The organism is Cellulosimicrobium sp. BMG9.22, assembly GCF_059159975.1.
This window is the reverse complement of record NZ_JBZGBY010000001.1, coordinates 299,839-325,134: the sequence shown is the minus strand read 5'-3', so window position 1 is coordinate 325,134 and position 25,296 is coordinate 299,839. Positions and strand designations below refer to the sequence as shown.

The window sequence follows — 25,296 nt, the reverse complement described above, 5'->3', positions numbered from 1 at the left end:
ATCCGGATGCACTCCGGGCCCGACCGAGCCCGGCCCCGTGCGGGACCGGGCTCCGTCGGGCGGGTCGTCAGAGGTTCGAGGGGCGCAGCACGGCCGTGATGCCGTGCGCGATCTGCGCGTTGCCCTTGTTGAGGTCGAGCTTGCTCCGGACGAGGAACGGGTCGTAGTCGTTCCGGTCCTGGTCGACCAGCCGCACGAGGGCGAACCGCTTGCTCAGGACGTCGACGCGGAACGTCCCGCCCTGCGCGGTCGTCAGCACGGCCTCGTCCGACCCGAGCGCCGTCTGTGCGTCGATGGTCGCCCCGGGCACCACGTGGTACAGCAGGACCTGCTCGATCGCGTCGATCCCGACGGTCTCGGCGAGCGACGTGAGCACCTTCTCCTCGGTGGGCTGCCAGCGGTGGGTGAGGTCGAGGGCGAGGAGCTGGAAGGCGCGGTCGTTCGGCAGGAACGCGGTGAGCGGGACGGTGCCGTCCGCGAGCACCGCCACGGGGCTGCCGGGCTTCGCCGCGAGGACCGCCGCGACCGCCTGGTCGACGAGGTCGAAGTCGTACCAGTTCCGGTCGAACGTGTCGCCGTCGGCGGCGAGCACCGCGGCGAGGCTCTGCGTCCCGGCCGGGGGAGCCGCGGGTGCGGGGGCTGCGGAGGCGGGCGCGGCCAGCGCCGTCGCTGCGAGCGCCAGCGTCGCGGCTCCCATCGCGGTGAGCGTGCGTCGGAGGTTCATCGTCGAGTCCCTTCGTGGTGCACAGGACGGCGGAGCCCGCCGCCGGCCGCCGGTGCGGCGTCCACACCCCCTTCCGTCCGGAGGGCGTGGACGGATGCACGATCCAGCACCCGGCGGCCGGCGCCGCCCCCTGACCTCGGCTCAGGCGCTGCGCGTCATGGTGGACGCGTAGCCGCCGCCCCCGGGGTAGACCCACTCGCCGACGAGCGAGTCGCCGTCGGCGTCGAAGGTGCCCTGGAAGTACGCAGGGCTGCCCTTGGCGCCGCCCCAGATGGTCAGCGTGTCGCCGACGAGCTCGTACACGTAGTCGAGCGTGTTGCCCGTCGAGTCGTAGAAGCGTGAGACGACGTCCTCGCCGACGGGCTCGCCGAACGGGTGCAGGTTGCCGATCACCTCGATGCCGGTGACCTCCTGGCCGAACTGGGTGAGGCGCACGCGCTGGAGCAGGAAGTACCCGCCCGGCATCCACTCGTAGGTGACGACGCCCTCGGCGCCGCCCGTGACGTCCCACGTGCCGACGAGGCGGTCGAGCGCCGTCAGCGCGGCGCTGGGCGGTGCCGGCGGGTCGAACCCGCCACCGTCGAGCAACGGGGCGTCGACCTCGTCGGCGTCGGCGCGGGTGCTCTGGTTCTCGGTCATGGTTCTGTCTCCCTGTGCGTGTGGTGGTGCCCCGGTCGGGGCGCTCACCGTCACCTCGGGACAGGGGCCGGGTTCTCGACGTCTGCGGGGGCTCGCGCGGGTGTGATCTAGCTCACACCCGCGGATGTCGAGATGCCGACGGGCGCGACGAGGTAGCGGTGTCAGGCCCCAGAGGGCACGACCCGACGAGAACCAGGAGCACCCGATGAGCACGCAGCCCTCCACCGAGCAGCCCGGTGCACCGCAAACCCGCACGCCGCAGTCCCGCCCGACGTCCGTCCACCGACCGACCGACCGTTCCACCCGGCGCCTGCTCACCGCCGCGGCGGCGGCCGGCCCGTTCTTCTACGCGTCCGTGAGCGTGCAGATGCTCACGCGCGAGGGCTTCGACCTGCGTGTGCACCCGCTCAGCCAGCTCTCCACGGGCAGCCTCGGCTGGATCCAGGTCGCGACGTTCGTCCTCACGGGCCTCGGCGTGCTCGCCCTGGCCGTCGCCCACCGGCGGCTCGTGACCGACGGCGTCGGCCGCCGTGCCGTCCCGGTCCTCCTCGCGCTCTCGGCGCTCGGGTTCGTCCTCGCGGGCGCGTTCGTCATGGACCCCGAGAACGGCTTCCCGGAAGGTACTCCCGACGGTCCGGTCGCCGCGATGTCCTGGCACGGCGTCGCGCACTCGGTCGCCGCGGTCCTGGCGTTCACGGCGCTCGCGGTCGCGTGCGTCGTGCTCACCGTCCGCGCGGTCCGCGAGCGCCGCGTCCTCGCGGCGGTCGGCCACGGCGTGGTCGCGCTCGTCCTGCTGCTGCCGGTGTCGCCGGAGCAGGCCAGCGTGCAGGTCGCCGCGACGGGCCTGGTCGCCTTCACGTGGACCACGGTCGTCGCGGTCCGCCTGCGTCGCCGGCCGGCCCCTGCGGAGGCATGATTCCCGTGGCGCCGAGAGCCTGTCCAGGAGACCCTGAACGCCCACCGCCACCCGCCCCACCGCGAGGGAGAACCACGATGAGGTACCTGCTCCTCGGCTACACCCCGACGGCCGACTGGGACGCGGCGACCGCTGACGTCCCCTCCGACGAGGCGCTCGCGGCGTTCGAGGCCTACCAGCGGTTCGAGGCGGAGCTGCGTGCGTCCGGCGAGTTCGTCTCGAGCGAGGGCCTGGGCCACCCGGCGGTGAGCACGACCGTGCGCCGGTCGGACGCCGGGGTGGTCGCCACGGACGGGCCGTTCGCCGAGCTCAAGGAGGTCCTCGCCAGCTTCGCGGTGATCGACGTCGCGAGCCACGAGCGGGCCGTCGAGATCGTCAGCCGCATGGTCGAGGTCCTCGGCGAGCCGATGGAGATCCGGCCGATCATGGGCGACGACTTCGCCTGACGACCGATGACCGTCACGCCCGAGGCCGCGATCGAGCACCTGCTGCGCACGGAGGCGCCGCAGGTGCTCGGGGCGCTCACGCGCCGCTTCAGCAGGTTCGACGTCGCGGAGGACGCCGTCCAGGAGGCGCTCCTCGCGGCGAGCGTGCAGTGGCCCGTCGACGGCGTCCCCGCCGAGCCCCGGTCGTGGCTGATCCGCGTCGGGTACCGCCGCATGGTCGACCTGCTGCGCGCCGAGCAGGCGCGGCACCGGCGTGAGCGCCTGGTCGGCGGCACGGAGCTCGCGGTCCAGGAGACCGACCGCCGGCCCCAGGTGGTCGACGACGACGACAGCCTCACCGTGCTCCTGCTGTGCTGCCACCCGGCGCTCAGCCCGACGTCCCAGGTCGCCCTCACGCTCCGGGCGGTCGGCGGTCTCACGACGGCCGAGATCGCGCACGCCTACGGCGTCACCGAGGCGACGATGGGCACGCGCATCAGCCGCGCGAAGCAGCAGCTCGCCCGTGCGGGCGCGCGCCTCGTCGCCCCGACCGCGCAGGACCGCGACGAGCGCCTCGCCGCCGTCCTGCGCGTGCTCTACCTCGTCTTCAACGAGGGCTACACGGCCAGCGAGGGCGCCGACCTGGGCCGGGTCGACCTCGCCCGGGAGGCGATCCGGCTCGTGCGCCTCGCGCGCGAGCACAGCCCGCAGGACGCGGAGGTCGCCGGCCTGCTCGCGCTCATGCTGCTCACCGAGGCGCGCCGCGCCGCGCGGACCGACGCCGAGCACCGGCTGGTCCCGCTCGAGGGGCAGGACCGCGCGCTCTGGGACCGGGCGATGATCGCCGAGGGCACGGCGGTCCTCGACGACGTGTGGACGCGGCGTTCGGTCGGGCAATACCAGATCCAGGCGGCGATCGCCGCCGTGCACGCCGCCGCGCCGGACGACGCCACGACCGACTGGCCGCAGATCGCCGCGCTCTACCTGTGGCTCGAACGGCTCACGCCGACCGGCCCGGTCCGCCTCGCGCGCGTCGTCGCCGTGGCGCGCGCGTTCGGCGCGACGCGCGGCCTGGACCTGCTCGACAGCCTCGACCGCGAGCACGGCCTGAGCGCCGCCCCGCTCACGCGGTTCCGCGAGCGCGCAGTCCGCGCGCACCTGCTCGCCGAGCTCGGCCGCGCCGGCGAGGCCGCCGCGGCGTTCCGCACCGCGGCCGGGCTGGCCGAGAACGCCGTCGAGCGCGACTACCTGCTCGAGCGTTCCCACGGTGCACGCGGCGGGACCGGTCAGTGGTCTGCCTCCGGCCGTCAAGCTCCGGATGCGTCCCACTGATCGTCCAGGTCATCGGCGGCCGTGAGACTGACGTCCGGCTCAGCGCCGGTGGACGCAGCGGGTTGGCCGGCGGCGCGTGGTCGCGCGGGTGCGCGTCCCTGCCCGGGCAGCGTCCGGACGAACGGGGTGACGACTCGTCCGCCGGTGCGGCGGGTGGAGGCCAGGCCCTTGCGGGTCTGCTCGGCGACCAAGGCAATGTTCTTGGCGACCGTGCCGGCCAGGAAGTCGGCGTCCGGCGTGTCGACCTCGTTGGCGGCCTGCTCGAAGGCGGGCGGGATCGAGGTAGCGAGCTCGTCGACCCATTCGACGACCCGCCCGGGTGAGACCTTCGCGGCGACGGCGAACTTCTCCCAGTTGCCGAGCTCGACGTCGCCGAACCGGCGCTCGCCGCCGATCGACATGGCGCCTCTGCCGAAGCGCAGCCGGCCGGCGGCGTTCGGGATGAGTCCGGTGGCCACGTCGTACAGCGGCGTGAGGCTCGCGTTCGAGCCGACCAGCAGCAGGCCGTAGTTCTTGCCGTGAGCGTCGGGCGCGCCGAGCACGTGGTTCGCGATGACCGCGCGCACGAGATGCATGACGGACGTCTGCCCCGCGGTGGAGCGCACGAGGTCTGCGATGGCCTGCACTCCCGGGCCGCCGTCAGCTTCGTACTTCTTGCGCGGGTCCGTCGCGAAGGCCTGGATCAGGTCTTCCTGGTGGATGCGTGCGGTCGCGCCGGAAGCGGCCTTGCGACGGTCGAACCGTGTCACGACGATCGCGTCCTGGTCCTCGAACGTCAGGTACTGGGTCTCGGCGACCGGTAGGCCGGCGATGGCCAGCGCCCGCATGCTCACGTGCTCGGACAGCGCCTGGGCGCGGATATGCCCGATGCCGGGCTTGACGATGTGGGTGGAGGCAGCGCTGCCCTCCGCGAACGCCCACCCTTTCTCGGTGCGGGCGAGCGTGAACTTCGACTGCGCACCGGCCAGGCTCCAGTGTTCGTCGTCTTCGTCGTCCTGCCACGCGGCGTCGTCCTGGCGGACGCGGCGCAGACGCTCGGCGATGTCGGCGTCGCTGGCCGGGACGAGGGTGCCGGGTCGCGACATCACGTCGAGGATCTCGTCCTCGGGGGCGAAGATCGCGCCGCCGGAGACGTCCATGCCGACGTGGGCGATCAGACCGAGGGTGTTGCCGGGGCGCACTCCAGCCTTCCTTGCCCAGCGCTCACGGACCTCGTCGTGGTCGGGCAGCAGGCCGCGGAGGTACGCCTCGACCTGGCGAGTGCGGTACGTGGTGGTGCTGACGGGCATGGACAGCGACAGGGGGGTCGGCTGGCGCAGGTCGAGGTGCTCGGGCGAGTAGCGCAGGGTGGTGGCTCCGCCGTCGCGCTCGATGATCCCGGCGACCCGGCCGTACAGCGCGAAGGCGAGTCTCACAGGTCCCCCAGCAGCTCGGTGAGGATGTCCTCGGTGTCGCGGGGTTCGTCGTCGACGAGGGTGATGGCCGCGTCGAGCGCGCGCATGACGGCCAGCACGCGGTTCAGCTCCGCGCGCGGGCGCCGGCCGCGCTCCAGGTCGATGACGAAGGCGCGCGAGACACCGGCACGCTCGGCCAGGCGCCCTTGTGTCAGTCGGGCGCGCTCGCGGCGCTCGCGTAGCGCGGCGCCCAGCTGGAGCTCGTTCGCGATGACCCTCATGCTGGTCACAGTACCGTGACAGGGCAAAAAGTCACAGACTCATGACAATGCCATTTGTCACGGATCTGTGACAACGCTTGGCTGGGACTCCGGGTAGTTACCCGAGAGTGCGTCGCGTCGGCGAACGTCCGGGAACGATTAGCCCATGCCAGACGGTGCGCATTGCCCTGCTCGTGTGCGCTGATCCTTCGTAGCGTGGTGACCATGACGACCACCACCGCACCCCGTACCAACGACCCGCTCGTCGAGGTCCCCGCACGGTTCGACGTCGAGGCGCTGACGCCAGAGCTCTACCGCGTCGTGAGCGACCTCGACGCCGTCGCGACGGCGGAGGCCGAGCGCGCCGGCCTCGACCCCGTCCTGCGCGACCTCGTCCGCCTGCGCGCCTCGCAGCTCAACGGCTGCGCGTACTGCGTCGACCTGCACACCCGGACCGCTCGCCGGGCGGGCGCCGACGAGCAGCTCCTGCACGCCGTCGCGGTCTGGCGCGAGTCGGACTTCTTCACGGCGCGCGAGCGCGCCGCGCTCGAGCTGACCGAGTCGGTCACGCGGCTGTCGGAGACGCACGTGCCCGACGACGTCGCGGACCTCGCGCTCGACGCGCTCGGCGAGCAGGGCACGGCGGCGGTGCTCGCGCTGCTCGTCTCGATCAACGCGTGGAACGCGCTGTCGGTGACGGCGCGCTGCTGGTCTCCCAAGCGCCGCACCGCGTGAGGCCGGACTCTCGCGCCGGACGCCCGGGGCGGGGAATGATCGGGGGATGCCCGGCGACCTCCTGATGCGCATCCACAGCCCCGAGTTCCAGGCCATGTCCGAGCGGGTGCTGCGCGCCACGGAGCTGACGTCGCGCCTCAACGTCCTGCCGTTCGACGACGAGGCGGGCAAGTCCGCGCTGTTCGAGCAGATCCTCGGCCGGCCGCTGCCACCGCGGGTGACGATCTACCCGCCGTTCTACACCGACCATGGCCTGAACCTGGAGCTCGGCGAGAGGGTGTTCGTCAACCAGGGCTGCACGTTCCTCGACTACGCCGGCATCCGGCTCGCCGAGCGCGTCATGGTCGCGCCGAAGGTCACGTTCATCACCGTCGGGCACCCGGTCGACACCGACGACCGCAAGGAGTGGCTGACCGGCGGACCGATCGACGTGGCGGAGAACGTCTGGATCGGCGCGGGCGCGACGATCCTGCCGGGCGTGAGCATCGGCCCCGACGCGGTGATCGCGGCCGGGGCCGTCGTGGCCGACGACGTCCCGGCACGCAGCCTCGTGACCGGAACCAAGGCCGCGGTGTTGCGCACGTGGTGAGCCCGGAGCCCGTCCGCGCCCGGTCCGTACCGCGCTGGCAGGTCGTGCTGGGCTGGCCTCCTGATCGCCGCCCCGCGGCGCGTCTTCTGGTGGCTCGGTGGACTGGTGGTGGTCGGTGTCGCGGTCTACCTGCTGCTCCTCTCGGGCGTGTACCCGGGGCCACCGTCCGAGCACCACCACGGCGATCCCGCCACGTTCGGCACCTCTTGAGCCCTTTCGATCAGATGGCCGCCGGTGCCGGTTCTCGGCGGGCGACGCGGCCGCGGATGAAGATGAGCAGAAGGAACCCGATGGCGATCAGGGGGAAGGTGGCGTTGGCAGCGCCGGTCAGGAACTCGTTGCTCGCGGCGCCCGTGTCCACCTTGTCGACACCCCCCGTGGCCAGGAACGTGGTGGGGTCGGTCAAGCCGTGCAGGATCATCGCACCGATCAGGAATCCGCTCACCCGCAGCGTCAGGTACATCAGGACACCGAACGCGAACGTGTACAGGACCGTCGGGCCGACGATCGTGATCGACTGACCGCCGACCAGGTTGGCAAGGTGCGACAGCGCGAAGAACAGCGACGTCACGGCTGCGACGACCCACTCGCCGTGGCCGCCGTCGCGCATCATCTTCACCCCGACACCCCGGTAGGTGAGCTCCTCGACGAAACCGACCAGGAGCCCGGTGACCAGCATGAACCCCGCGATCGCGACGCCGAAGGACGCCCACTCGATGCCCAGGATCCGCAGCACGATCGGAACCAGCACCACGACCGGGGCCAGCCACATCCACCACGAGCGGTAGATGCGCTGGCGGGCGAAGATCTCTCGCGTCCACCCCATGTACGCGCAGAAGGCGAGCAGCACGATCGCGCCGACCAGCAGGGCGAAGGTGAGCTGGAAGAAGATCGCGCCGACGCTGCTGAACAGATCGTCGTCCGCGTAGTCGCCACCTATGGCTCCGCCGAGCCGGCCGGCCAGCAGGTAGATCGCCAGGTACACCACCAGGATCAGCAGGAACCGCCACGCGCCTCCCCGGTTCAAGAAGCCACGCAACCCGCGTGACGAACCGGCGGGAGCCTCGACCTCAGTCATGGTGGGCGCCGGTGGTGGGCGAGAAAGCCGTTGCGTGAACAGTGCGCATGGATCGAACCCCTAGCGCCTCGGCGCCACGAGCCCTGCGCGCCGACGGCGCACCACTCGCGACGGTGGAGAACGAACTGCTCGCAGCAGGGGCGCACATCCTCGCCACGCTCCGGGCCGTGCTCGCGACGGTACTTCGCTCCCCGAGCCCCGGCAATCTGGCTCCCTGTGCGGCCGTTCTCCTGGCACGCGTACCCGTCGTGCTCATCCGACACCGCGCGCCCAGGATCCGACGACGCACGTGCAGGCAGGTGCCGTCGGCCATCGTGAGATGTGGCCGCGAAGCCGGTCGTAGAGCTCCTCGCGCACCTGAGCGAGGGACACGATCGCCTCCGCAGCGAGGTGGTCGCGGTCGAGCGAGTACGTGGTGGCGGCCCCACCCGCCCGCCGAGCCTCCACGACTGCCTGCGCCGTCAGTCTGTTCAGCAGTGGTCCAGGAGCGACCCGACGCGTGCCAGCACGTGCGCGGCGCTCAGGACGTCGTCCGGGTCGAGGAGCAGGCGGGATGCTGCGCCCAGGATGAGCATCTGGAGGAGCTCGCCGTGCGCGTCGGGGAGCCCGAAGAGCTCGGCGAGCGCGGCCCGTGCGTGCCCGTTCGCCGCGGTGACGGCCGCCGCCCGCTCGGGGTCGCGGCTCGCGTCGGCGAGGAGCTCGAACTGGACCGCCCACAGCGGCCGGTCGCGGCGCACGGAGGCCAGGACGCGGTCCCAGGCCGTCGAGAACCGCTCGCGCGGAGACGCGTTCGCGTCGACGTCGCCGAGCGACTCGAGCTCGTCCCCCCAGTCCTTCAGGGCGACGACGAGCGCCTCGTCGAGCAGGGCCTCCTTGCTGCCGAAGTGGTACCCGATCGCGGCGAGGCTGACACCGGCGGCGGTGGCGATGTCGCGCGCGGTGGAGCGCGTGTAGCCCTTGTCGCGCAAGCAGTCCCCGGCCGCGGCGAGGAGGGCGGCCCGGTTTCCGGAGGCGGAACCTCGTGTCGTGCTCATGCTGCGACGCTAGCACGATCGTCTGATTCGACCGTCTTGCACGAACGTCTAAGACGTGTGTACGGTTTGAGGGTCAGCCCGGTCCAGACCGAAGGAGCTCTCCCATGAACCGCACCGTCCTCGTCTCCGGTGGCGGCGTCGCCGGCCTCGCCGTCGCACACCAGCTCGCACTCCGAGGGTTCGCCCCCACCGTCGTCGAGCGGTCCGAGGCGCCCCGTTCGGGTGGCTACAAGGTCGACGTGCGGGGCGCGGCACTGGACGTGCTGGACCGCATGGGCCTGCTGGGGGCTGCGCGCGAACTGCGGACCGAGGTCCGCTCCGGGACCGTCGTCGACGCGCGGGGCCGCCGGGCGGCGAGCATGGACGGCGACACCTTCGGCGGCCGGGTCCACGACGACGTCGAGCTGCTCCGCGGCGACCTGCACCACCTCCTCCGGGAGAGCGCGGAGACCGCCGAGCACGTCTACGGCGACTCGATCGCCTCGCTCACGGAGACCGACGCCGGGGTCGACGTCACGTTCGCGTCCGGGCGGACCGGGCGGTACGACCTGGTCGTCGGCGCCGACAGCCTCCGGTCCGTGACCAGGAAGCTCGCGTTCGGGCCCGACGAGGACTACGTCACCGACCTCGGCCACTACCTCGCGGTCGCGTCCGTGCCGAACCGCCTCGGCCTGGACCGCGAGGAGGTCACCTACATCGGCCCCGGTCGCACCGCGCTCGTGTACGCGACGGCGCGCGAGGACACGGCGCGCGCGATGTTCCTCTGGTCGTCGCCCGAGCTGGACTACCAGCAGCTCGACCGGGCCGGGCGCGAGCGGCTCCTCGCCGACGCCTACGCCGGGGAGGGCTGGGAGGTGCCGGCGCTCCTCGCCGCGACCGCGGCGTCCCCCGACTTCCTGTTCGACTCCCTGAGCCAGGTGCACCTGGACCGCTGGTCGCGCGGACGTGTGGTGCTGCTCGGCGACGCCGCGTACTGCGCCTCGCCCGCCGCCGGGCAGGGGACCAGCATGGCGCTGGTCGGCGCCTACGTCCTCGCCCACGAGCTCGCAGCCCACGCGGACCACGTCGTCGCGTTCGACGCCTACGAGCGCCGGATGCGTCCCTTCGTCGAGGCCAACCAGGCGCTCGGCCCCGCCAACGTGAAGCGCATGCTCGTGCGGACGAAGGGGCAGGTGCGCTCGTCGCTGGCGATGCTGCGGCTCGTGGACCGGATGCCCGGCAAGGAGAAGATGCTCGCCCGCGTCACGGCTCCCATCCACAAGGCCGCGACGGCGATCCAGCTCCCGGTCGACGCCGCGGCGTGACCCCAGGTCTACGGCGCCAGTGCTGGCGCCCGATCAGCCAGGGGGAAGCCCCAGTCACGGCCCAATGCCGTCAGGCGCGATGCCCGGCGGCCGGACGTCGTCACGCGAGTGGCAGCGGACGGACGCGGATGTGCCCGCGACGCATGGAGACGACCGCGCCCTCTTCGAGCGCGGGCATGGCGGTGCCGAGGTTCGCTGCGATGAGCGTTCCTTGCTCCGACGGAGCAAGGGCGTCGATCGACCGGACGAGCACGAGCGACGGCGCCGTGCCTCTGCTGATCGCCAGCAGCGTCGCGAAGTCGCTGTCGGCGGAGACGATCGCCATGCCGTTGGAGACCGCAAACGCCGCGATCGTCTCGTCCGACGCTGTGACGAGCCCGTGGTCCACCACATGCGTCGCGTCGAAGTCGTGGGCGCGCAGCGTTCCCGCGACCACCGGGGAGAGGTTCGCGTCGACCAGGAACCTCATGCGGCGGCGAACGGCAGCTCTCGCTCGACGAGCATCGCCGAGGCGAACGTGAGCGCGGCGTAGACATCGTCGAGCTCGAGGTACGGATAGTCGCGCACGATGTCCTGCGGAGTCTGGCCTGCGGCGAGCTGCCCGAGCACGGCCGTGACCGTGACGCGCGTGTCACGGATCGTCGGCAAGCCGCCCATGCGGCCAGGATCGGCAGAGATGCGCTCGAAAGCCATACGTCCACTGTACGGGTGTGCTGTCGTCACAGGGAGGCCGTGTCCGGGACGCGGCGTACCGCAGCATCCCGCGGGGCTGTCGGCTGTGCGACGGCGAGCGGTCATCGCCCGAGCGCTCGGACCATGTCGATCGTGTCCGCCTCGGCGGCGGTCTTGTCGTCGCGGTAGCGCAGGACGCGGGCGAACCGGAGCGCGAGGCCGCCGGGATAGCGGGTGGAGCGCTGCAGCCCGTCGAACGCGATCTCGACGACCTGCTCGGGGCGCACGTGCACGACGTACCCGTCGTCCGACGTCTCCAGCTCGCGGAAGCGGCGGGTCTGCCACTCCAGCATCTCGTCGGTCATGCCCTTGAACGTCTTGCCGAGCATGACGAACCCGCCGTCGGGGTCGCGCGCGCCGAGCCAGATGTTCGACAGCCACCCGCGGCGCCGCCCGGAGCCCTGCTCGACGGCGAGGACCACGAGGTCGAGCGTGTGGCGCGGCTTGACCTTGATCCACCCGGCGCCGCGGCGGCCCGCGGCGTAGGGGGTGTCGAGCGACTTCACGACGACGCCCTCCTGGCCCTCGGCGACGGCCCCCTCGAAGAACGCGGACGCGGCGTCGGGGTCGGCGGTGACGAGGCGCCGGACGGCGTGCGGTCCCGCCACCTCGTCGAGCACGGCGAGCCGCTCGCGCAGCGGTTCGTCGAGCAGGTCGCGGCCGTCGACGTGCAGGACGTCGAAGAAGAACGGCGACAGCTCGAGCGACTCCGCGAGCTCGACCTCCTCGGCCGCGCTGCGCTCGCCCTGGGTCGCCGAGCGGGCGGCGGTCTCCTGGAAGGGGCGCGGGACGCCGTCGGACCCGACGACGAGCGCCTCACCGTCGAGGACGAGCGTCCGCGCGGGCAGCGCGCGCACCGCGGCGACGATCTCCGGGACGCGTTCCGTGATGTCGTCGAGCGACCGGGTGAAGACACGCACGTCGTCCCCGTCGCGGTGCACCTGGACGCGGATGCCGTCGAGCTTCACGTCCACCGCCACGGCGGTGCCCGACGGCGGCCGCCCGCCCCCGGCGTCGTCGGCACCTTCCGCGGGCGGTGCGGCGCCGAGCTTCTCGAACGCGGCGGCGACGTCGGGCGCGGACTGCGCGAGCATCGGGCGCACGGGCCGGCCGACGGTGAGCGCGAACCCGGCGAGGGCGTCCTCGGCGGCGGCCGGGCTCGCCGCCGTGAGTGCGGTGCGGGCGACCGGCCCGGTCGCGCCCGCGAGCATGACGGCGCGGCGCACCGCGTCCGCGGGGACGCCGGTCGCCTCGGCCACGGCGTCGACGACGACCGAGTCGAGCGCGCCCTGGCGGAGCTCGCCCGACACGAGGCCGGCGAGGAGCGACTGCTCCCGGGCCGTCGCGGCGCCGAACAGGGCGGCGGCCTCGGCCTGGCGCGCCGTGGCCGATCCCGGCCCGGAGAGGTCGGCCATGCGCGCGAACGCGGCGTCGACGGCCGTGAGCGTGAGGCTCGGCTCGTCCGCCGGGGCGGGCAGGTCCCGCAGCGAGCGCCAGCCGAGCCCGGTGCGGCGCTGGCGCAGCTCGCCCGCGAGGTAGGCGACGGCGATCTCGACCTCGCCGGGCTCGTCGCGCTCGCGGGACTCGTCGGCGACGCGGCGCAGCAGGTCGGCGATCGCGGCGCGCTTGGCGAGCCGGGAGCGGGTGGCGGCGACGGCGTCGGACGTGGTGGCGACCTCGGCGAGCAGCATGCTCCATCCTGGCGCGGACCGCCCACGCGTCGCGCGCCGAGCCGCCGCCCGTGCCGAACCCGGGCTCGTTCGCCGAACACCGTGGTCATCCCGCTCGCACGACCTCCGTGCCCGCGCCACGATGGGACCGGGTCGACAGGGGAGGGCGACGTGGACGAGGACGACGAAGGCGCTCCTGCGCACGGAGTCGCGCCGCGGCACGCCCAGGGCACGACGGGCGAGGGGGGCGGCCGTCCCGCTGCACCGCGGTGGCCGCGGCTGCAGGGAACGGGTGCGGCCGTGACGGGGGTCGTCTTCGCCCTGGCGTTCGGTGCGAGCATCCTCATCCTGGACGGGCGGCCACGGGCAGAGGCGGACGCCGACCGCCTCCTCGAGTACTACGCGGGCTCGGGCGGGACGACGCTGCTGGTCGTCGGGTACTACGTGATCCCGATCGCCATGCTGTGCTTCATCTGGTTCCTCGCCGCGACCCGACGGCGGATCAGCCGGCTGGCGACGCGCGAGGACCCGTTGCTCTCGACGGTCCAGCTCGCCTCGGGGATCCTCTTCGCCGGGCTCGCGCTCGTGGCGTCCGGCCTGGCGACGACGGCGCTCGCGACAGTGCGGCTCACGGGCGAGTTCCCCGAGGACGTGCTCGCGGCGCACGGCCTGGCGGACGGCACCAGCACGGTGCTCATGATCTACGCCTTGCGCGTGGCGGCCATGTTCGTCCTGTCGACGACGGCGCGCGGGCTGCGGGTGAACCTCGTCCCGCGGTGGTTCGCGGTCCTGGGCTACGTGGTCGCGGCGGTGCTCCTGCTCGGGCTCACGTCGGCGCCGGCGCTCATCCTCGTCTTCCCCGCGTGGGTGCTCGTGGCGTCGCTCATCGTGCTGTTCCGTCGCGTGGTGACGCGCCACGCCGAGGCGTAGCGCGTCACCGCTCAGGAACGGACGACGTGACCGTCGTCAGGCGCCCCACCCGGCGAACCGGCCGACCGCGACGAACAGGGCGAGGAGCAGGAGAACCACGTTGATCCCGAGGCGCCCGCCCGTCTCGCCGCGGCGCACGTGCACGCCGATGGCGAGCACCTGCGTCACGACGAGCCCCGTCGCTGCAACCGGCGTGAGGAGGGGCGCGATCCCCGTCGCCCAGGGCAGGACGAGGCCGAGAGCGCCGAGGAGCTGCGTGATCCCGATGAACCGCACGGTGCCGGCGGAGAAGTCGTCGACCCACGGCATGTTCTCCCGCAGCTTCTCGCGCGACTGCGTGGCCTTGAGCAGGCCGGCGCCGAGGTAGGCGACAGCGAGCAGACCGGTGACGATCCAGAGGGCGAGGTTCACGATGCTCCGTCCGGTCGGCAGCGAGCCGACGCGTAGTGATGAGACTCCAAGATGATCTGAGAGACAGATCATCAAGGAGGAACACTACATCGTCGCCGAAGGCGACTACGCTCGACGTCGTGGCAGAGCTCTCGTCGGTCTCCCTCTCCGCACCGCCGCGATCGCCCGCGGATCTCGGCTGGGCCCTCGTGACGCTCCTGCGCGCGCACGCCACGCATGTCGGGGCGGCGCTCTCCGACGTGCCCGGCGGGCCGCGCGGCTACCTCGTGCTCTCCGTCGCGGCGGACGGGACCTGCTCGAACCAGGCGGAGATCGCCGCGCGCCTGCGCCTCGACCGGACGGCTCTCACCTACCTCGTCGACGGTCTCGAGCGCGCCGACCTCGTGCGCCGCACGCCCGACCCGGTCGACCGCCGAGCGCGCCACGTGGACGTGACGGCCGCGGGGCAGACGGTCCTCGCGACCGCACGCGAACGCGTCGCGGCCGCCGAGCGGCGCGTGCTGGCCGGCCTGCCGGACGAGGCGGCGGACGAGCTGCGCGCAGGCTTGCTCCGGGCCGCGCGGCTCGTGGACGAGCGGGTCGTCGACCAGGTCGACGAGGTCGATGCGGGCGGGGTCTGCGATGCCTCCGCCGAGTCGTGCGTGGGCGACGAGCGGCCGCCGCGCTGAGCGCCGCTCCTGGACGCTGCTCGGTCAGTCGCTACAGCGTTCCCTGAATACATCGGCGCGTGTACTGTCTGTCGTATGGTCGAGACCGTCACCCTCACGCACACCGCCGCGCTCGCGCGGCTCGGTCACGCGCTCTCCGACGAGACGCGCACGCGGATCCTGCTCGCGCTGCGCGAGGCACCGGCCTATCCGTCCGACCTCGCTGACGCCCTCGGCGTCTCCCGGCAGGTCATGTCGAACCAGCTCGCGTGCCTGCGCGGCTGCGGGCTCGTGGAGTCGATCCCCGACGGGCGCCGCACCTGGTACCGGCTCGCGGACCCGCACCTCGCGCCGGCGCTCGCGGACCTGCTGCAGCTCGTCGTCGCCGTCGACCCGACGTGCTGCGCGCCCGAGGGGTGCACCTGCTCATGACATCGATCTCTCTCGGCCCCCGCCCCCGTCCCGCGCTGCCCGACGCGCGGCGTGCCGTGCTCGAGCGGCGCGTGCGGTGGATCGTCGCCGCGACGATCTCCTACAACGTCGTGGAGGCAGTCGTCGCGATCACGGCGGGGCGCATCGCGTCGTCGGCGGCGCTCGTCGGGTTCGGGCTCGACTCGGTCGTCGAGGTCTTGTCCGCCGCCGCTGTCGCGTGGCAGTTCGCCGCACCCGACCCGCACCGGCGCGAGCGCGCCGCGATGCGGCTCATCGCGGTCTCGTTCTTCGGCCTCGCGCTGTTCGTCACCGTCGACGCCGTCCGCACGCTGCTCGGCGCGGCCGAGCCCGAGCACTCCCCGGTCGGCATCGTGCTCGCGGCGGTGAGCCTCGCGGTCATGCCGTTCCTCTCGTGGTTCGAGCGCCGCACGGGCCGCGAGCTCGGCTCCGCGTCCGCCGTCGCGGACTCGAAGCAGACGCTGCTCTGCACGTACCTGTCCGCGGTGCTGCTCGTCGGGCTGGTGCTCAACTCGACCCTGGGCTGGACGTGGGCGGACCCGCTCGCCGCGCTCGTCATCGCCGCCGTCGCGGTGAAAGAAGGGGTCGAGGCGTGGCGCGGCGACGCGTGCTGCGCCCCCACGGCGACGCTGACGAGCGCGGCGGCGGCGACGCCGGCGACCACCACGCCGGAGCCGACGGCGGGCGGGGATCAGCCGTGCTCGTGCTGCTGACGCCCTGAGAACCGGGCCGCGAGGCGCGGGACCGCCCACGCGAAGGCGAGCGCGAGCGCGACCCCGCCGAGCGTCTCGCCGACCCGCTCGACGAACCAGTGGGCCGACGGCTCGTCGTCGTGGACGAGCAGCAGCGACAGCACGAGCAGCGTCGAGAAGAACGGCAGCACGTACCAGCGACTCCCGGCGGTCGCGGCCGCGCCGCCGATCGCGACGACGGCGACCGCCGCGAGCACGCTCGCCGGAGGATCCACCGCGGCGACCGCGCACGCGAGCAGAGCGCCCCCGAGCACCGCCACCGACCTGCCCGCGCCGCGCGAGCGCAGAGTCTCCCAGCGCGGCCTGCTCACCAGGAGGGCCGCCGTCGGACCCCATCCCGGGTGGTCGATGCCGAGCAAGAACCCGACGGCGGCAGCGACGCCGCCCGCGAGCCCGATCTGCAGGCCGTAGAGCGCCGCCGCCGCACGGGTGGGCGGTGGGCGCCGAGGACGCGGGACCGACGGCGTCACCGGCCAGGCGAGCGAGACGAGCCACGCGTAGACGGAGCCGGCGAGCAGCAGGATCGCCGCCTGGGCGCCGACGGCCGGGCCGTCGAGAGACAGCCCCGCGCCCACGAGGGGGACACCGAGGCCGAGCGCGAGCGGGGCGAGCCGCCGCTCCGGGACGGCGGTCGCCGTCGCGACGGCCACGCACAGCGCGAGGATCGTGACGACCGCGAGCACCGGCGTCCTGCCCACGACCGAGCCGAGCAGCAGCGAGAACCCGGCGACCGCACCCACGAGGACGACGAGCGCGCGCCGTCGCCGTGGTCCGCGCAGGGGGACGGCGGCTGCCGGGAGCACTCCGACGGCGACGACGAGCCCGAGCGCGGGGTCCACGGCCAGCGCGACGACCGCCGCGGGTGCCGCGTACGCGACACCGAGGAGGAGGCGCGACCACGACCATGCGACGGACGGGGGGTGCGGGGCCATGCAGGCTTTCTACCCGAGGCGGGTCGCGTCGACGACGTGGAGCGGTTCCTGCCGAGCCGTGCTCGGCCCCGAAGGTCGGCGGGGCCGGGGCGTCTGCCCCGAGCTGCTGCGCAGGTTCGCGATGCCGCCGTCCTCGCTCGGCCGTAGCCTGGCCGGGTGACGGCGGCCGGAGACTCGTGGCAGATCTGGGCGATCGTCGTGGCGGGAGCGGTGCTGACGGTCCTGCTCGCCCTGCTGCTCGTCCGAGCAGTCCGGCGGCGGCGCCGAGGCGGCCATCCGCGGGCACTGCTCACGATCGTCGGGGGCGCGTTCGTGACGTTCGTCGGCCTCGTGACCGCTGCCCTCGCGGTGGGAGCGTGGATCGGCTACGTCACCGACCTGCAGGGCATCGGTACGCTCACGGGTCAGGTGGCGGGAGGCCCGCCCCCCACCGTGGCCGCAGGCGAGCAGGCAGAACCGCCGCAGCCGACGACACCCGAGGCCGGCGTCGCCTGGGCTGTCACGATCCCGTCCACGAGCCAGGGCGTCCCGGACTCGGCGAGCTGGGTGTACGTCCCGCCCGGGTACAGCCAGGACACGGACCGTCGCTATCCCGTGGTCTATCTGCTGCACGGCTCGCCGGGGAGCGGCGCAGACTGGTTCTCGGCGGGGCAGGCCGACGCGATCGTCGACGAGCTCGTCGCGCGGGGCGAGATCCCGCCGGTCATCGTCGTGTCGCCCGACATGGACCTCGGCCCGACCGACGAGCCGATCGACTACCCCGCGCCCGGACCGCAGCGAGAGACGTTCCTGACGGACGACGTCGTCCCATGGGCCGACGAGCACCTGCGGACCGAGCCCGACCGCGACCACCGCATCCTCGGCGGCATGAGCGCGGGCGGGCTGGGGTCGCTGATGGTCGGGATCCGGCACCAGGACCGGTTCGACGGGATCGTCTCGCTCATGCCCTACCTCGAGCCCGAGGCCGAGGAGCTTCACTCCGATCCGGGCGCGCTCGCCGAGAACTCGCCGCTCGAGGCCATCCCGCGCACGACGTTCACCGAGACGCTTCCCGTCTACCTCGGCGTCCCGAGCGGTGACGACCCCTCCTGGGCGAACCGGATCTCGGATGCGCTCACCGCCGCAGGACAGCCCAGCACCGTCGAGGAGTTCACGGAGCCGCACAACTGGGACGGCGCCACGGCCATGTTCCCCGACGGGCTGACGTGGGTGGTCGACCAGCTCGGCTGGGGGGAAGGGAACACCTGATGACGCAGACGGAGCTGACGCCCGACACGCGACGAGGCACACCGGTACGTGCGCCTGTGGAGGAGCCGCGGCCGGCGCCCCCCTGGGCGGAGGCCGTCGCGCGGTGGGGCGGGCGGGTCCTGCAGGTCTACGCGGTCTGGCTGCTGCTCGGCCTGGTGTTCCGGCCTCTCGCGCGGCACGCCGAGCGGCCCGTCGCCGAGGTCCTCTCGATCACCAACATCCCCTCGTACCCCTCGCTGTTCTCGGCGATCGTGGTGGGGCTGGTGGCGAGCGGCTTCCTGCGCCGTCGTCGTGCCGCGTTGTGGTTCGTGATCCTCGCGTGGCAGCTCCCGTCCGTGCTCGTCATGCTCCTCGCGGTCGTGGTCGACCAGGCCGCGCCGGAGGCGGGAGTCCTCGAGGACGTGACGTGGGCCACCTACGCGGGGGCTGCTGTCGGCCTCGTGCTCGTGGTCGTGCTGGTCGCGGCGCGGCGCGCGTTCCCGGCGCGTATCGCGCGCGGTGCCTGGTGGGCCGCCGGGCTCGTCGTCGTGCTCGGGGTGGCTCTCGCCGTCGGGATCGTCACCGCGCTCCTGCAGGTGGTCCCCTCGACCCTGGACTCCCAGACCGAGCGCGTGGGCTGGGCGCTGAGCGTCTCGCTCGGGCTGTCGCCCCACGTGGAGCCGTTCGCGATCGACGGCGGTGCGCCGGGCTGGCTCGCGCTCGTCGGTGGCCTCGTCGCAGGCGCCGCGCTCCTGCTCGCGGTCCTCGTGTTCCTGCGCACCGGGCCCCGCGACGCCGCGCGCGATCCTTCGGAGGAGCTCGCGATCCGTCGTCTCCTCCTCGAGCACCCGAGCGACGACTCCCTCGAGTACTTCGCGACGCGCGACGACCGGGACGCGATCTTCTCGGCCGACGGGCGCGCCGCGGTGTCGTACCGCGTCGTGAGCGGTGTGCTGCTCGCCGCCGGCGATCCTCTGGGCGACCCGGCGTCGTGGCCGGACGCGATCGCACGCGCCCTCGCCCACGCGCGCCGGCACGGATGGGCGCCCGGAGTGGTGTCCGCGAGCGAGAAGGGGGCGCGCGCCTACCGTGACGCGGGCCTCGCGGTGCTCACGATGGGCGACGAGGCGATCGTCGAGACACGCGAGTTCGACCTGGCCGCGCCGAGCATGCGCGCCGTCCGCCACGCCGTCGCGCGGCCCCAGCGAGAGGGGTACACCGTCCGGATGCGTCGCCAGCGCGAGATCCCCCCGGACGAGCTCGCCGCGCTCGCGCGCGCCGCGGACACCTGGCGCCACGGCGAGGACGAGCGCGGCTTCTCCATGGCGCTCGAGCGGCTCGGCAGCCCGCGCGACCCACGCGTCCTCGTCGTCACCGCGCACGACGGCGACGGCGAGGTCCGCGGGCTCCTCACCTTCGTGCCCTGGGGGCGCAAAGGGGTGTCGCTGGACTACATGCGCCGCTCGCCGGATGCCGCGCCGGGCGTGACCGAGCTGATGATCTCGACCCTCGCGAGCGAGGGCGCCGGCATGGCGGTCGACCGGGTGTCGCTGAACTTCGCGATGTTCCGCGGCCTCATCGAGCAGGGCGAGTCGGTCGCGGCGAGCGCGTTCCAGCGGTTCCTGCGGCGGCTCATCCTCGTGGCGTCACGCTGGTGGCAGCTCGACCAGCTCTACCGCTCGAACCAGAAGTACGAGCCGCGCTGGCGCACCCGCTACCTGTGCTACGGGGCGCCCGCCCAGCTCACGTCGGTGACGCTCGCGGCGGGTCAGGCCGAGGGGTTCGTCCCGCTGTTCCGTTCTTCCCGGGCTGCAGGCGCCGCGTCGGTGGCGGAGGACGCCGCGCTCGGGGCGACCGTGCGCGCGCAGGAGGAGGAGCTGCTCGCGCTCGACGTGCCCACGCGACGTCTGACCGACCAGGAGCGGGCGCGACGCGCCAAGCTCGCGGTGCTGGCCGAGGCGGGGATGCCCGCCTACCCGGTGGAGGTCCCGCGCACGCACCGGCTGCCCGACCTCGGCCCGGACCTGCTCGGCACGTCCGTGTCGGTCGCGGGCCGGGTCGTGCGGCTGCGCGACCTGGGCGGGGTGTGCTTCGCCGTGCTGCGCGAGGAGAACGAGGAGCGTCAGGTCATGCTGACGGCCGACGGCGCGGCCGACGTCGCGCTGTGGCGTCGCGTCGTCGACCTGGCCGACCACGTGAGCGTCACGGGGACGGTCGCGCGCAGCCGGACCGGCGAGCTGTCGGTGCACGCCGGCTCGTGGGTCATGGCGTCCAAGTCGCTCAAGGCGCCGCCGGACAAGTTCCGCGGTCTCGCCGACCCCGAGGCGCGCATGCGCCTGCGGCACGTCGACCTCGCGCTCGACACGACCGCGTCCGTCACCCTGCGCCGCCGCTCGGTCGCGGTGCACACGCTCCGGTCCGAGCTCGTCCGGCGCGGGTTCATGGAGGTCGAGACGCCGATCCTGCAGCGCGTCCACGGCGGCGCGAACGCGCGACCGTTCCGCACCCACATCAACGCGTACGACATGGACCTCTACCTGCGGATCGCGCCCGAGCTGTTCCTCAAGCAGCTCGCGATCGGCGGGGTCGAGCGCGTGTTCGAGCTCGGGCGCAACTTCCGCAACGAGGGCGCGGACGCGACGCACAACCCGGAGTTCACGTCCCTCGAGGCGTACCAGGCCTTCGGCGACTACACGACGATGCGCCACCTCACGCGCGAGCTCGTCGTCGCCGCCGCGGTCGCCGTGCACGGCGACGCCGTCTCCAAGCGCCCGGACGGGAGCGTGGTGCGGCTCGACGGCGAGTGGCCCGTCGTCACGGTGCACGACGCCGTCTCCCGGGCCGTGGGGGCCGAGGTCACCCCGGACACGCCCGAGCACGAGCTGCACGCCCTGTGCGCGCGGTTCGGGATCGAGGTCGGCGAGGACGAGACGCACGGCGCCGTCGTCAACGAGATGTACGACCGGCTCGTGGAGGGGCAGACGGTCGAGCCGACGTTCTACACCGACTTCCCGGTCGAGACGTCGCCGCTCACGCGGGTCCACCGCCGCGACCCGCGGCTCGCGGAGCGCTGGGACCTCGTCGCGTTCGGCGCCGAGCTCGGCACCGCCTACTCCGAGCTCATCGACCCGGTCGACCAGCGCGAGCGGTTCACGCAGCAGTCGCTCCTGGCCGCGGCCGGCGACCCGGAGGCGATGGAGATCGACGAGGAGTTCCTCGCGGCGCTCGAGTTCGCCATGCCGCCGACGGGAGGCCTCGGGCTCGGGGTCGACCGGATCTACATGATGATCATCGGCGCCTCGATCCGCGAGACACTGGCCTTCCCGTTCGTGAAGCCGCAGCGACGGTCCTGAGCGTGCGTGCGGCGAGCCTCCCGGTGCCGGACTCCGACCCGGCGCTGCCCGCGGACGTCCTGCGGCGGCTCGGGGCCGGGCAGGACGGGCTGCTCATGAGCGTCCCGTTCGCGGTGGCGCTCGGTGTGCTCGGGATCGCCGCGCTCGCGGGGGTCGTCGTCCGGGTCCGCCGTGCGCGCCGCGCGCGCCGGCAGCGGCGGGCGAGCGGCGCCACCGGGCGTCGTCGCCTGCGGTCCCGGTTCGCGACGGCCGCGCTCACGGTCGGCGGCGTGCTCGCCCTGGTGCTCGGCGCGGCGGTCGGGGCCAACGCGTACGTCGGCTACGTCCCGACGTGGGACGCGGCCCGGGTGCTGCTGGTGAGCCTCGGGCTCGACGACGTGTCGGGGCCGGTGGCGGTGCGCAGCGAACGCGGCACCGTCCGCACGCTGGCCGTGCCCGGCACCGCCGAGGAGCAGATGGACGACGCACCCGCCTGGGTCTACCTCCCGCCGGGGTTCGACCCCGACGCGACCACCCGGTACCCGGTCGTCTACCTCGTCCACGGCTCCCCGAACGAGCCGAGCAGCTGGTTCGCGGCCGGTCGCGTCGCGCACACGATGGACGTGCTCCTCGAGGCCGACCTCGTCGACCCGATGATCGTCGTCGCGCCCACGGTGAACGGCACCGGCCCGGGCGGGCTGGACACCGAGTGCCTCGACTCCACGAAGGGCGGCGAGCAGGTCGAGACCTACCTCACGACGACCGTCGTCGACACGATCGACGCCACCTACCCGACACTGACGGACCGCGCGCACCGCATCATCGGCGGGATGTCCTCGGGCGGCTTCTGCGCGCTCAACGTGGGCCTGCGCAACCTCGACGTCTACGGCACGATCCTCGGGATCGAGCCCTACGGCGAACCGGGCGCCGGCCCGGCGGCGACGATGCTCTCCACCCAGGCGCAGATCGACGCCAACACGCCCCTGACCTACCTGCCGACGATGGCCTTCACGCAGTCGATGCCCACGTTCCTCGACTCGGGCGCCGACGCGCCCGAGGACAGCCGTCGTGCGGTGCGGCAGATGGCCGGCTACCTCCAGGACCAGGGGCAGACGGTCGAGCTCCGCGAGGAGCCCGGCGAGAGCCACACGTGGTCGATGGCCGCCAAGGCGCTCCCGTACGCGCTCGTCTTCGCCCAGGAGCAGATGGACGCGGCAGCACCGGTGGAAGGCTGAGGCCGTGCTGCACCTGCGCATCCACCTTCCCGCGGACCTCACGCCGCAGGTGACGACTCTGCTCGAGCCGCACCCGGCGGTCTCGGCCCTCACGGTGCTCCACGGCGCCGGTGTCCGGCCGCAGGGCGACGTCGTCACGGCCGACGTCGCGCGCGAGGCGATGAACGAGATCGTCGACGAGCTCCTGCACCTCGAGGTGCACCTGCGCGGCACCATCCACGTCGGCGGGGTCGACACGTGGATGTCGCGCGCCGGACGCGAGGCCGAGGAGGTCACGCCGGGCAGCGGCGCCGACTCGGTGGTCTGGCCCCAGGTCGTGCTGCGGTCCTACGACGACACCGAGCTCAACTGGACCTTCCTCAGCTTCATGGTCCTCGCGACGTTCATCGCGGGCATCGCCCTCCTGCAGGACTCCCAGATCCTCGTCATCGGTGCCATGGTGCTCGGGCCCGAGTTCGGGGCCGTCGCCGCGCTGGGCGTCGGGCTCGTTCGCAGGCGCTGGCGTCTGCTGCGACGCGCGGCCGTCGCGCTCGTCGTCGGGTTCGCCGTCGCCGTCGCGCTGTCGAGCCTCGTGTGGCTGGTGTGCCGGGCGTTCGGGTGGGTCACCGTCGACGACCTCACGGCGCCGCGGCCCGCGACGGCCTTCGTCTACGCTCCGGACGAGTGGTCGTTCGTCGTCGCGCTCGTCGCGGGCGCGGCGGGAGTCCTGTCGCTCACCTCTGCCCGGCTCGGCGGTCTGACCGGAGTGTTCATCTCGGTGACGACGATCCCCGCGGCCGGGAACATCGCGCTGGCCGTGGCGCTCGGCGTGTGGTCCGAGGTGTGGGGCAGCGCGGTGCAGCTCGTCGTCAACCTCGCGGGCATGGCGCTGGCGGGCTGGCTCACGCTGCTGCTGCAGCAGTACCTCTGGGGGCGGTTCTCGGCCAGGAGGCGTCGTGTCACCGACCGGTGGCGCGCACGCACGGGGGGCCAAGGGGGCGCGGAAGGCTCCTCACGCTGACCGGAGGACGACGCCGTCAGCGGTCGGGCAGCACGTCCTCGTCGCGGGCCACGAGGTCGGGCCCGCCGTCGGGCTGCTGCCTCGGGTCCTGCCACGTGAACGGTGCGAACGTCGAGGTGGCGTCGCGCCAGGTCTCCTTGCGCGCGCGGTAGACGAGCGCCGGGAGCGCGACGAACACGACCGAGAGCACCACGAGCAGCACGACGTACGTCACCGGGCTGCCGACGGCGACCTGACCCGGGGGCGCGTAGCTCGTGACGAGCGCGAGGAGCGAGGCGACGAACCCGACGCCGCCGACGACCCATACCCCGACGCGGCCGCCGGGCACCCGGTAGGGCCGGGGCCGGTCGGGCTGCGAGCGTCGCAGGGCGACGACGGCGGCGAACATGAGCAGGTACGCCACGAGGTAGAGGATCACGGTGAGCTGGCTGAGGAGCTGGTAGGCCGACTGCACCGACGGCATGACGACGAACATCACCGACAGGACCGTGACGACGACGGCCTGCACGAGCAGGATGTTCGTCGCCATGCCGTGCTGGTTCGTCCGGTGGAACCAGCGCGGCAGGAACCCGGCCCGGGCGACCGAGTGCAGGCCCGTGGCTGGGCCCGCGACCCACGTCGTGACACCGGCGAGGACGCCGACCGCGAGCATCCCGGCGACGACGGGCCCCGCCCACGAGATGCCGGCCCACGCCAGCAGCTCGTCGAAGGCCTGGAGCAGGCTCGTCGTGAGGCTGATGTCCTGTTGCGGGACGACGACGGCGATCGTGAGGGTGCCGAGCGTCAGGACGACGACCGTGACGAGCGCCGCGACGAGGATGGCCACCGGGTAGGTCCGCTCGGGCCGCCGGATCGACCGCACGTGCACCGCGTTGACCTCGATGCCGGCGTAGAACAAGAAGATCCCGGCGGCGAGCACGATGTTGTCGAGCTGCGTCAGATCGGGGACGAACGCGCCCCAGGAGAGCGTGGTCTCCGGCGTCTCTCCGCTGATCAGGTACGCCGCTCCGAGCCCGACGAGCAGCGCGGCGGGCACGAGCGTCCCGACGATCCCGCCCCAGCGCGCAGTACGGGCGAACGCCGACGCACCGCGCAGCGCGATGAAGGTCGCGGCCCAGAACACGGCGAGCACGACCGCGAGAACGAAGAAGCGGTTGTCCGCGATCTGCTGGTCGAGCTCGATGTCTGGGCCGGTGTACGCGAGGGTCACCGCGGCGAACGTCAGCACGGTCGGGAACCAGATGCACCCTTCGATGAACACCATGGCGATCGCGAGGAATCCCCACCGGCTCCCGAACGCCTCGCCCACCCAGCGGAACATGCCGCCCTCCTCGGGCCACGCAGACGCGAGCTCGGCCGCGACGATGGCGACCGGGGCGAGGAAGAAGACGGCGGCGACCAGGTAGTAGAAGGCCGACGCCAGTCCGTACTCGGCCTCCGCGGGCAGCCCTCGAAGGCTCACCACCGCCGCCACGTTGAGCATGACGAGCGAGCCGACGGTGATCGTCGCGGTGGAAGCCCGCGCGCCCTGCTGTGCCATGTCCCGTC

General features: G+C 73.2%; 26 protein-coding genes. 14 read left to right on the top strand and 12 right to left on the bottom strand.

Annotation, left to right across the window (positions count from 1 at the left end; translation table 11 throughout):
* Positions 1 to 67: 67 nt before the first annotated feature.
* Together AC4H2H_RS01490 and AC4H2H_RS01485 are read right to left on the bottom strand one after the other, a co-directional pair.
* Complete coding sequence (locus tag AC4H2H_RS01490; RefSeq protein ID WP_494369044.1) at positions 68 to 724, bottom strand: fasciclin domain-containing protein; 657 nt, start codon at positions 722 to 724, stop codon at positions 68 to 70.
* A 141-nt stretch (positions 725 to 865) separates the two neighbouring features.
* Positions 866 to 1,363 carry a hypothetical protein gene (locus AC4H2H_RS01485; RefSeq protein WP_494369043.1) on the bottom strand — a complete coding sequence of 166 codons (498 nt, stop codon included), beginning with the start codon at positions 1,361 to 1,363 and terminating at the stop codon, positions 866 to 868.
* Between the two features lie 205 nt (positions 1,364 to 1,568).
* Here AC4H2H_RS01485 and AC4H2H_RS01480 point away from each other — a divergent pair, with 205 nt between their 5' ends.
* From AC4H2H_RS01480 to AC4H2H_RS01470, 3 genes are all read left to right on the top strand, one after another.
* Positions 1,569 to 2,279, top strand: a complete 711-nt coding sequence (locus AC4H2H_RS01480; protein WP_494369042.1) for a DUF998 domain-containing protein — start codon at positions 1,569 to 1,571, stop codon at positions 2,277 to 2,279.
* A gap of 77 nt (positions 2,280 to 2,356) precedes the next feature.
* A complete protein-coding gene (locus AC4H2H_RS01475; protein WP_494369041.1) occupies positions 2,357 to 2,725 on the top strand; it encodes a YciI family protein in 369 nt (122 codons plus the stop codon).
* Positions 2,726 to 2,731: 6 nt separating this feature from the next.
* Positions 2,732 to 4,036, top strand: a complete 1,305-nt coding sequence (locus AC4H2H_RS01470) for an RNA polymerase sigma factor (RefSeq protein ID WP_494369040.1) — start codon at positions 2,732 to 2,734, stop codon at positions 4,034 to 4,036.
* Here the strand turns inward: AC4H2H_RS01470 and AC4H2H_RS01465 are convergent.
* The gene (locus tag AC4H2H_RS01465) at positions 4,012 to 5,451 is read right to left on the bottom strand and encodes a type II toxin-antitoxin system HipA family toxin (protein WP_494369039.1); all 1,440 of its coding nucleotides are present in this window, start codon (positions 5,449 to 5,451) and stop codon (positions 4,012 to 4,014) included. The two genes, AC4H2H_RS01470 and AC4H2H_RS01465, sit on opposite strands and share 25 nt — an antisense overlap.
* Positions 5,448 to 5,711, bottom strand: coding sequence for a helix-turn-helix domain-containing protein (locus AC4H2H_RS01460; protein WP_494369038.1), 264 nt, complete (start codon positions 5,709 to 5,711; stop codon positions 5,448 to 5,450). Before AC4H2H_RS01460 ends, AC4H2H_RS01465 begins: the two co-directional genes overlap by 4 nt.
* Positions 5,712 to 5,915: 204 nt before the next feature.
* Between AC4H2H_RS01460 and AC4H2H_RS01455 the strand changes: the two genes are divergently transcribed.
* Both AC4H2H_RS01455 and AC4H2H_RS01450 read left to right on the top strand, forming a co-directional pair.
* Entirely contained in the window at positions 5,916 to 6,425 is a 510-nt protein-coding gene (locus AC4H2H_RS01455; RefSeq protein WP_494369037.1) for a carboxymuconolactone decarboxylase family protein, read from the top strand.
* 46 nt (positions 6,426 to 6,471) lie between these two features.
* The gene (locus AC4H2H_RS01450) at positions 6,472 to 7,014 is read left to right on the top strand and encodes a DapH/DapD/GlmU-related protein (RefSeq protein ID WP_494369036.1); all 543 of its coding nucleotides are present in this window, start codon (positions 6,472 to 6,474) and stop codon (positions 7,012 to 7,014) included.
* A 220-nt stretch (positions 7,015 to 7,234) separates the two neighbouring features.
* Here AC4H2H_RS01450 and AC4H2H_RS01445 read toward each other — a convergent pair whose 3' ends face one another.
* Together AC4H2H_RS01445 and AC4H2H_RS01440 are read right to left on the bottom strand one after the other, a co-directional pair.
* Positions 7,235 to 8,092, bottom strand: coding sequence for a CPBP family intramembrane glutamic endopeptidase (locus AC4H2H_RS01445; protein WP_494369035.1), 858 nt, complete (start codon positions 8,090 to 8,092; stop codon positions 7,235 to 7,237).
* Between the two features lie 470 nt (positions 8,093 to 8,562).
* Complete coding sequence (locus AC4H2H_RS01440; RefSeq protein WP_494369034.1) at positions 8,563 to 9,126, bottom strand: TetR/AcrR family transcriptional regulator; 564 nt, start codon at positions 9,124 to 9,126, stop codon at positions 8,563 to 8,565.
* A 104-nt stretch (positions 9,127 to 9,230) separates the two neighbouring features.
* Between AC4H2H_RS01440 and AC4H2H_RS01435 the strand changes: the two genes are divergently transcribed.
* Complete coding sequence (locus AC4H2H_RS01435) at positions 9,231 to 10,430, top strand: FAD-dependent monooxygenase (RefSeq protein WP_494369033.1); 1,200 nt, start codon at positions 9,231 to 9,233, stop codon at positions 10,428 to 10,430.
* Between the two features lie 100 nt (positions 10,431 to 10,530).
* Here the strand turns inward: AC4H2H_RS01435 and AC4H2H_RS01430 are convergent, their stop codons facing one another.
* From AC4H2H_RS01430 to AC4H2H_RS01420, 3 genes are all read right to left on the bottom strand, one after another.
* Positions 10,531 to 10,899, bottom strand: coding sequence for a DUF5615 family PIN-like protein (locus AC4H2H_RS01430; protein WP_494369032.1), 369 nt, complete (start codon positions 10,897 to 10,899; stop codon positions 10,531 to 10,533).
* Entirely contained in the window at positions 10,896 to 11,123 is a 228-nt protein-coding gene (locus AC4H2H_RS01425) for a DUF433 domain-containing protein (RefSeq protein ID WP_494369031.1), read from the bottom strand. The genes AC4H2H_RS01430 and AC4H2H_RS01425 overlap by 4 nt, the downstream gene beginning before the upstream one ends.
* Before the next feature lie 101 nt (positions 11,124 to 11,224).
* Positions 11,225 to 12,853, bottom strand: coding sequence for an ATP-dependent DNA ligase (locus tag AC4H2H_RS01420; protein WP_494369030.1), 1,629 nt, complete (start codon positions 12,851 to 12,853; stop codon positions 11,225 to 11,227).
* A gap of 150 nt (positions 12,854 to 13,003) precedes the next feature.
* Here AC4H2H_RS01420 and AC4H2H_RS01415 point away from each other — a divergent pair, with 150 nt between their 5' ends.
* Complete coding sequence (locus AC4H2H_RS01415) at positions 13,004 to 13,762, top strand: hypothetical protein (RefSeq protein ID WP_494369029.1); 759 nt, start codon at positions 13,004 to 13,006, stop codon at positions 13,760 to 13,762.
* Positions 13,763 to 13,798: 36 nt separating this feature from the next.
* Here the strand turns inward: AC4H2H_RS01415 and AC4H2H_RS01410 are convergent, their stop codons facing one another.
* On the bottom strand, positions 13,799 to 14,173 hold the full coding sequence (locus tag AC4H2H_RS01410) for a DoxX family protein (RefSeq protein WP_494369028.1): 375 nt from the start codon (positions 14,171 to 14,173) through the stop codon (positions 13,799 to 13,801).
* A gap of 119 nt (positions 14,174 to 14,292) precedes the next feature.
* On the opposite strand from AC4H2H_RS01410, the gene AC4H2H_RS01405 reads away from it, so the two are divergent.
* The 3 genes from AC4H2H_RS01405 to AC4H2H_RS01395 all read left to right on the top strand — a co-directional run bounded on the left by AC4H2H_RS01405 (position 14,293) and on the right by AC4H2H_RS01395 (position 15,983).
* Complete coding sequence (locus AC4H2H_RS01405) at positions 14,293 to 14,841, top strand: MarR family winged helix-turn-helix transcriptional regulator (protein ID WP_494369027.1); 549 nt, start codon at positions 14,293 to 14,295, stop codon at positions 14,839 to 14,841.
* A gap of 75 nt (positions 14,842 to 14,916) precedes the next feature.
* The gene (locus AC4H2H_RS01400; RefSeq protein WP_494369026.1) at positions 14,917 to 15,252 is read left to right on the top strand and encodes an ArsR/SmtB family transcription factor; all 336 of its coding nucleotides are present in this window, start codon (positions 14,917 to 14,919) and stop codon (positions 15,250 to 15,252) included.
* Positions 15,249 to 15,983 (top strand): cation efflux transmembrane domain-containing protein, encoded by a 735-nt coding sequence (locus AC4H2H_RS01395; protein WP_494369025.1) that lies wholly within the window; start codon positions 15,249 to 15,251, stop codon positions 15,981 to 15,983. Before AC4H2H_RS01400 ends, AC4H2H_RS01395 begins: the two co-directional genes overlap by 4 nt.
* On the opposite strand, the gene AC4H2H_RS01390 is transcribed toward AC4H2H_RS01395, so the two are convergent.
* A complete protein-coding gene (locus tag AC4H2H_RS01390; protein WP_494369024.1) occupies positions 15,962 to 16,954 on the bottom strand; it encodes an FUSC family protein in 993 nt (330 codons plus the stop codon). The two genes, AC4H2H_RS01395 and AC4H2H_RS01390, sit on opposite strands and share 22 nt — an antisense overlap.
* 156 nt (positions 16,955 to 17,110) lie before the next feature.
* On the opposite strand from AC4H2H_RS01390, the gene AC4H2H_RS01385 reads away from it, so the two are divergent.
* From AC4H2H_RS01385 to AC4H2H_RS01370, 4 genes are read left to right on the top strand one after another with little or no spacing between them, the layout of a single operon-like run.
* On the top strand, positions 17,111 to 18,202 hold the full coding sequence (locus AC4H2H_RS01385) for an alpha/beta hydrolase (RefSeq protein WP_494369023.1): 1,092 nt from the start codon (positions 17,111 to 17,113) through the stop codon (positions 18,200 to 18,202).
* Positions 18,202 to 21,534: a bifunctional lysylphosphatidylglycerol synthetase/lysine--tRNA ligase LysX gene (gene lysX, locus AC4H2H_RS01380; RefSeq protein WP_494369022.1), complete on the top strand. Its 3,333-nt coding sequence runs from the start codon at positions 18,202 to 18,204 to the stop codon at positions 21,532 to 21,534. The genes AC4H2H_RS01385 and lysX overlap by 1 nt, the downstream gene beginning before the upstream one ends.
* 2 nt (positions 21,535 to 21,536) lie before the next feature.
* Positions 21,537 to 22,748 carry an alpha/beta hydrolase gene (locus AC4H2H_RS01375; RefSeq protein ID WP_494369021.1) on the top strand — a complete coding sequence of 404 codons (1,212 nt, stop codon included), beginning with the start codon at positions 21,537 to 21,539 and terminating at the stop codon, positions 22,746 to 22,748.
* Positions 22,749 to 22,752: 4 nt separating this feature from the next.
* The gene (locus AC4H2H_RS01370) at positions 22,753 to 23,748 is read left to right on the top strand and encodes a DUF389 domain-containing protein (RefSeq protein WP_494369020.1); all 996 of its coding nucleotides are present in this window, start codon (positions 22,753 to 22,755) and stop codon (positions 23,746 to 23,748) included.
* Between the two features lie 16 nt (positions 23,749 to 23,764).
* Here AC4H2H_RS01370 and gadC read toward each other — a convergent pair whose 3' ends face one another.
* Positions 23,765 to 25,288 carry a glutamine/gamma-aminobutyrate antiporter GadC gene (gadC, locus tag AC4H2H_RS01365; protein WP_494369019.1) on the bottom strand — a complete coding sequence of 508 codons (1,524 nt, stop codon included), beginning with the start codon at positions 25,286 to 25,288 and terminating at the stop codon, positions 23,765 to 23,767.
* Positions 25,289 to 25,296 lie beyond the last annotated feature (8 nt).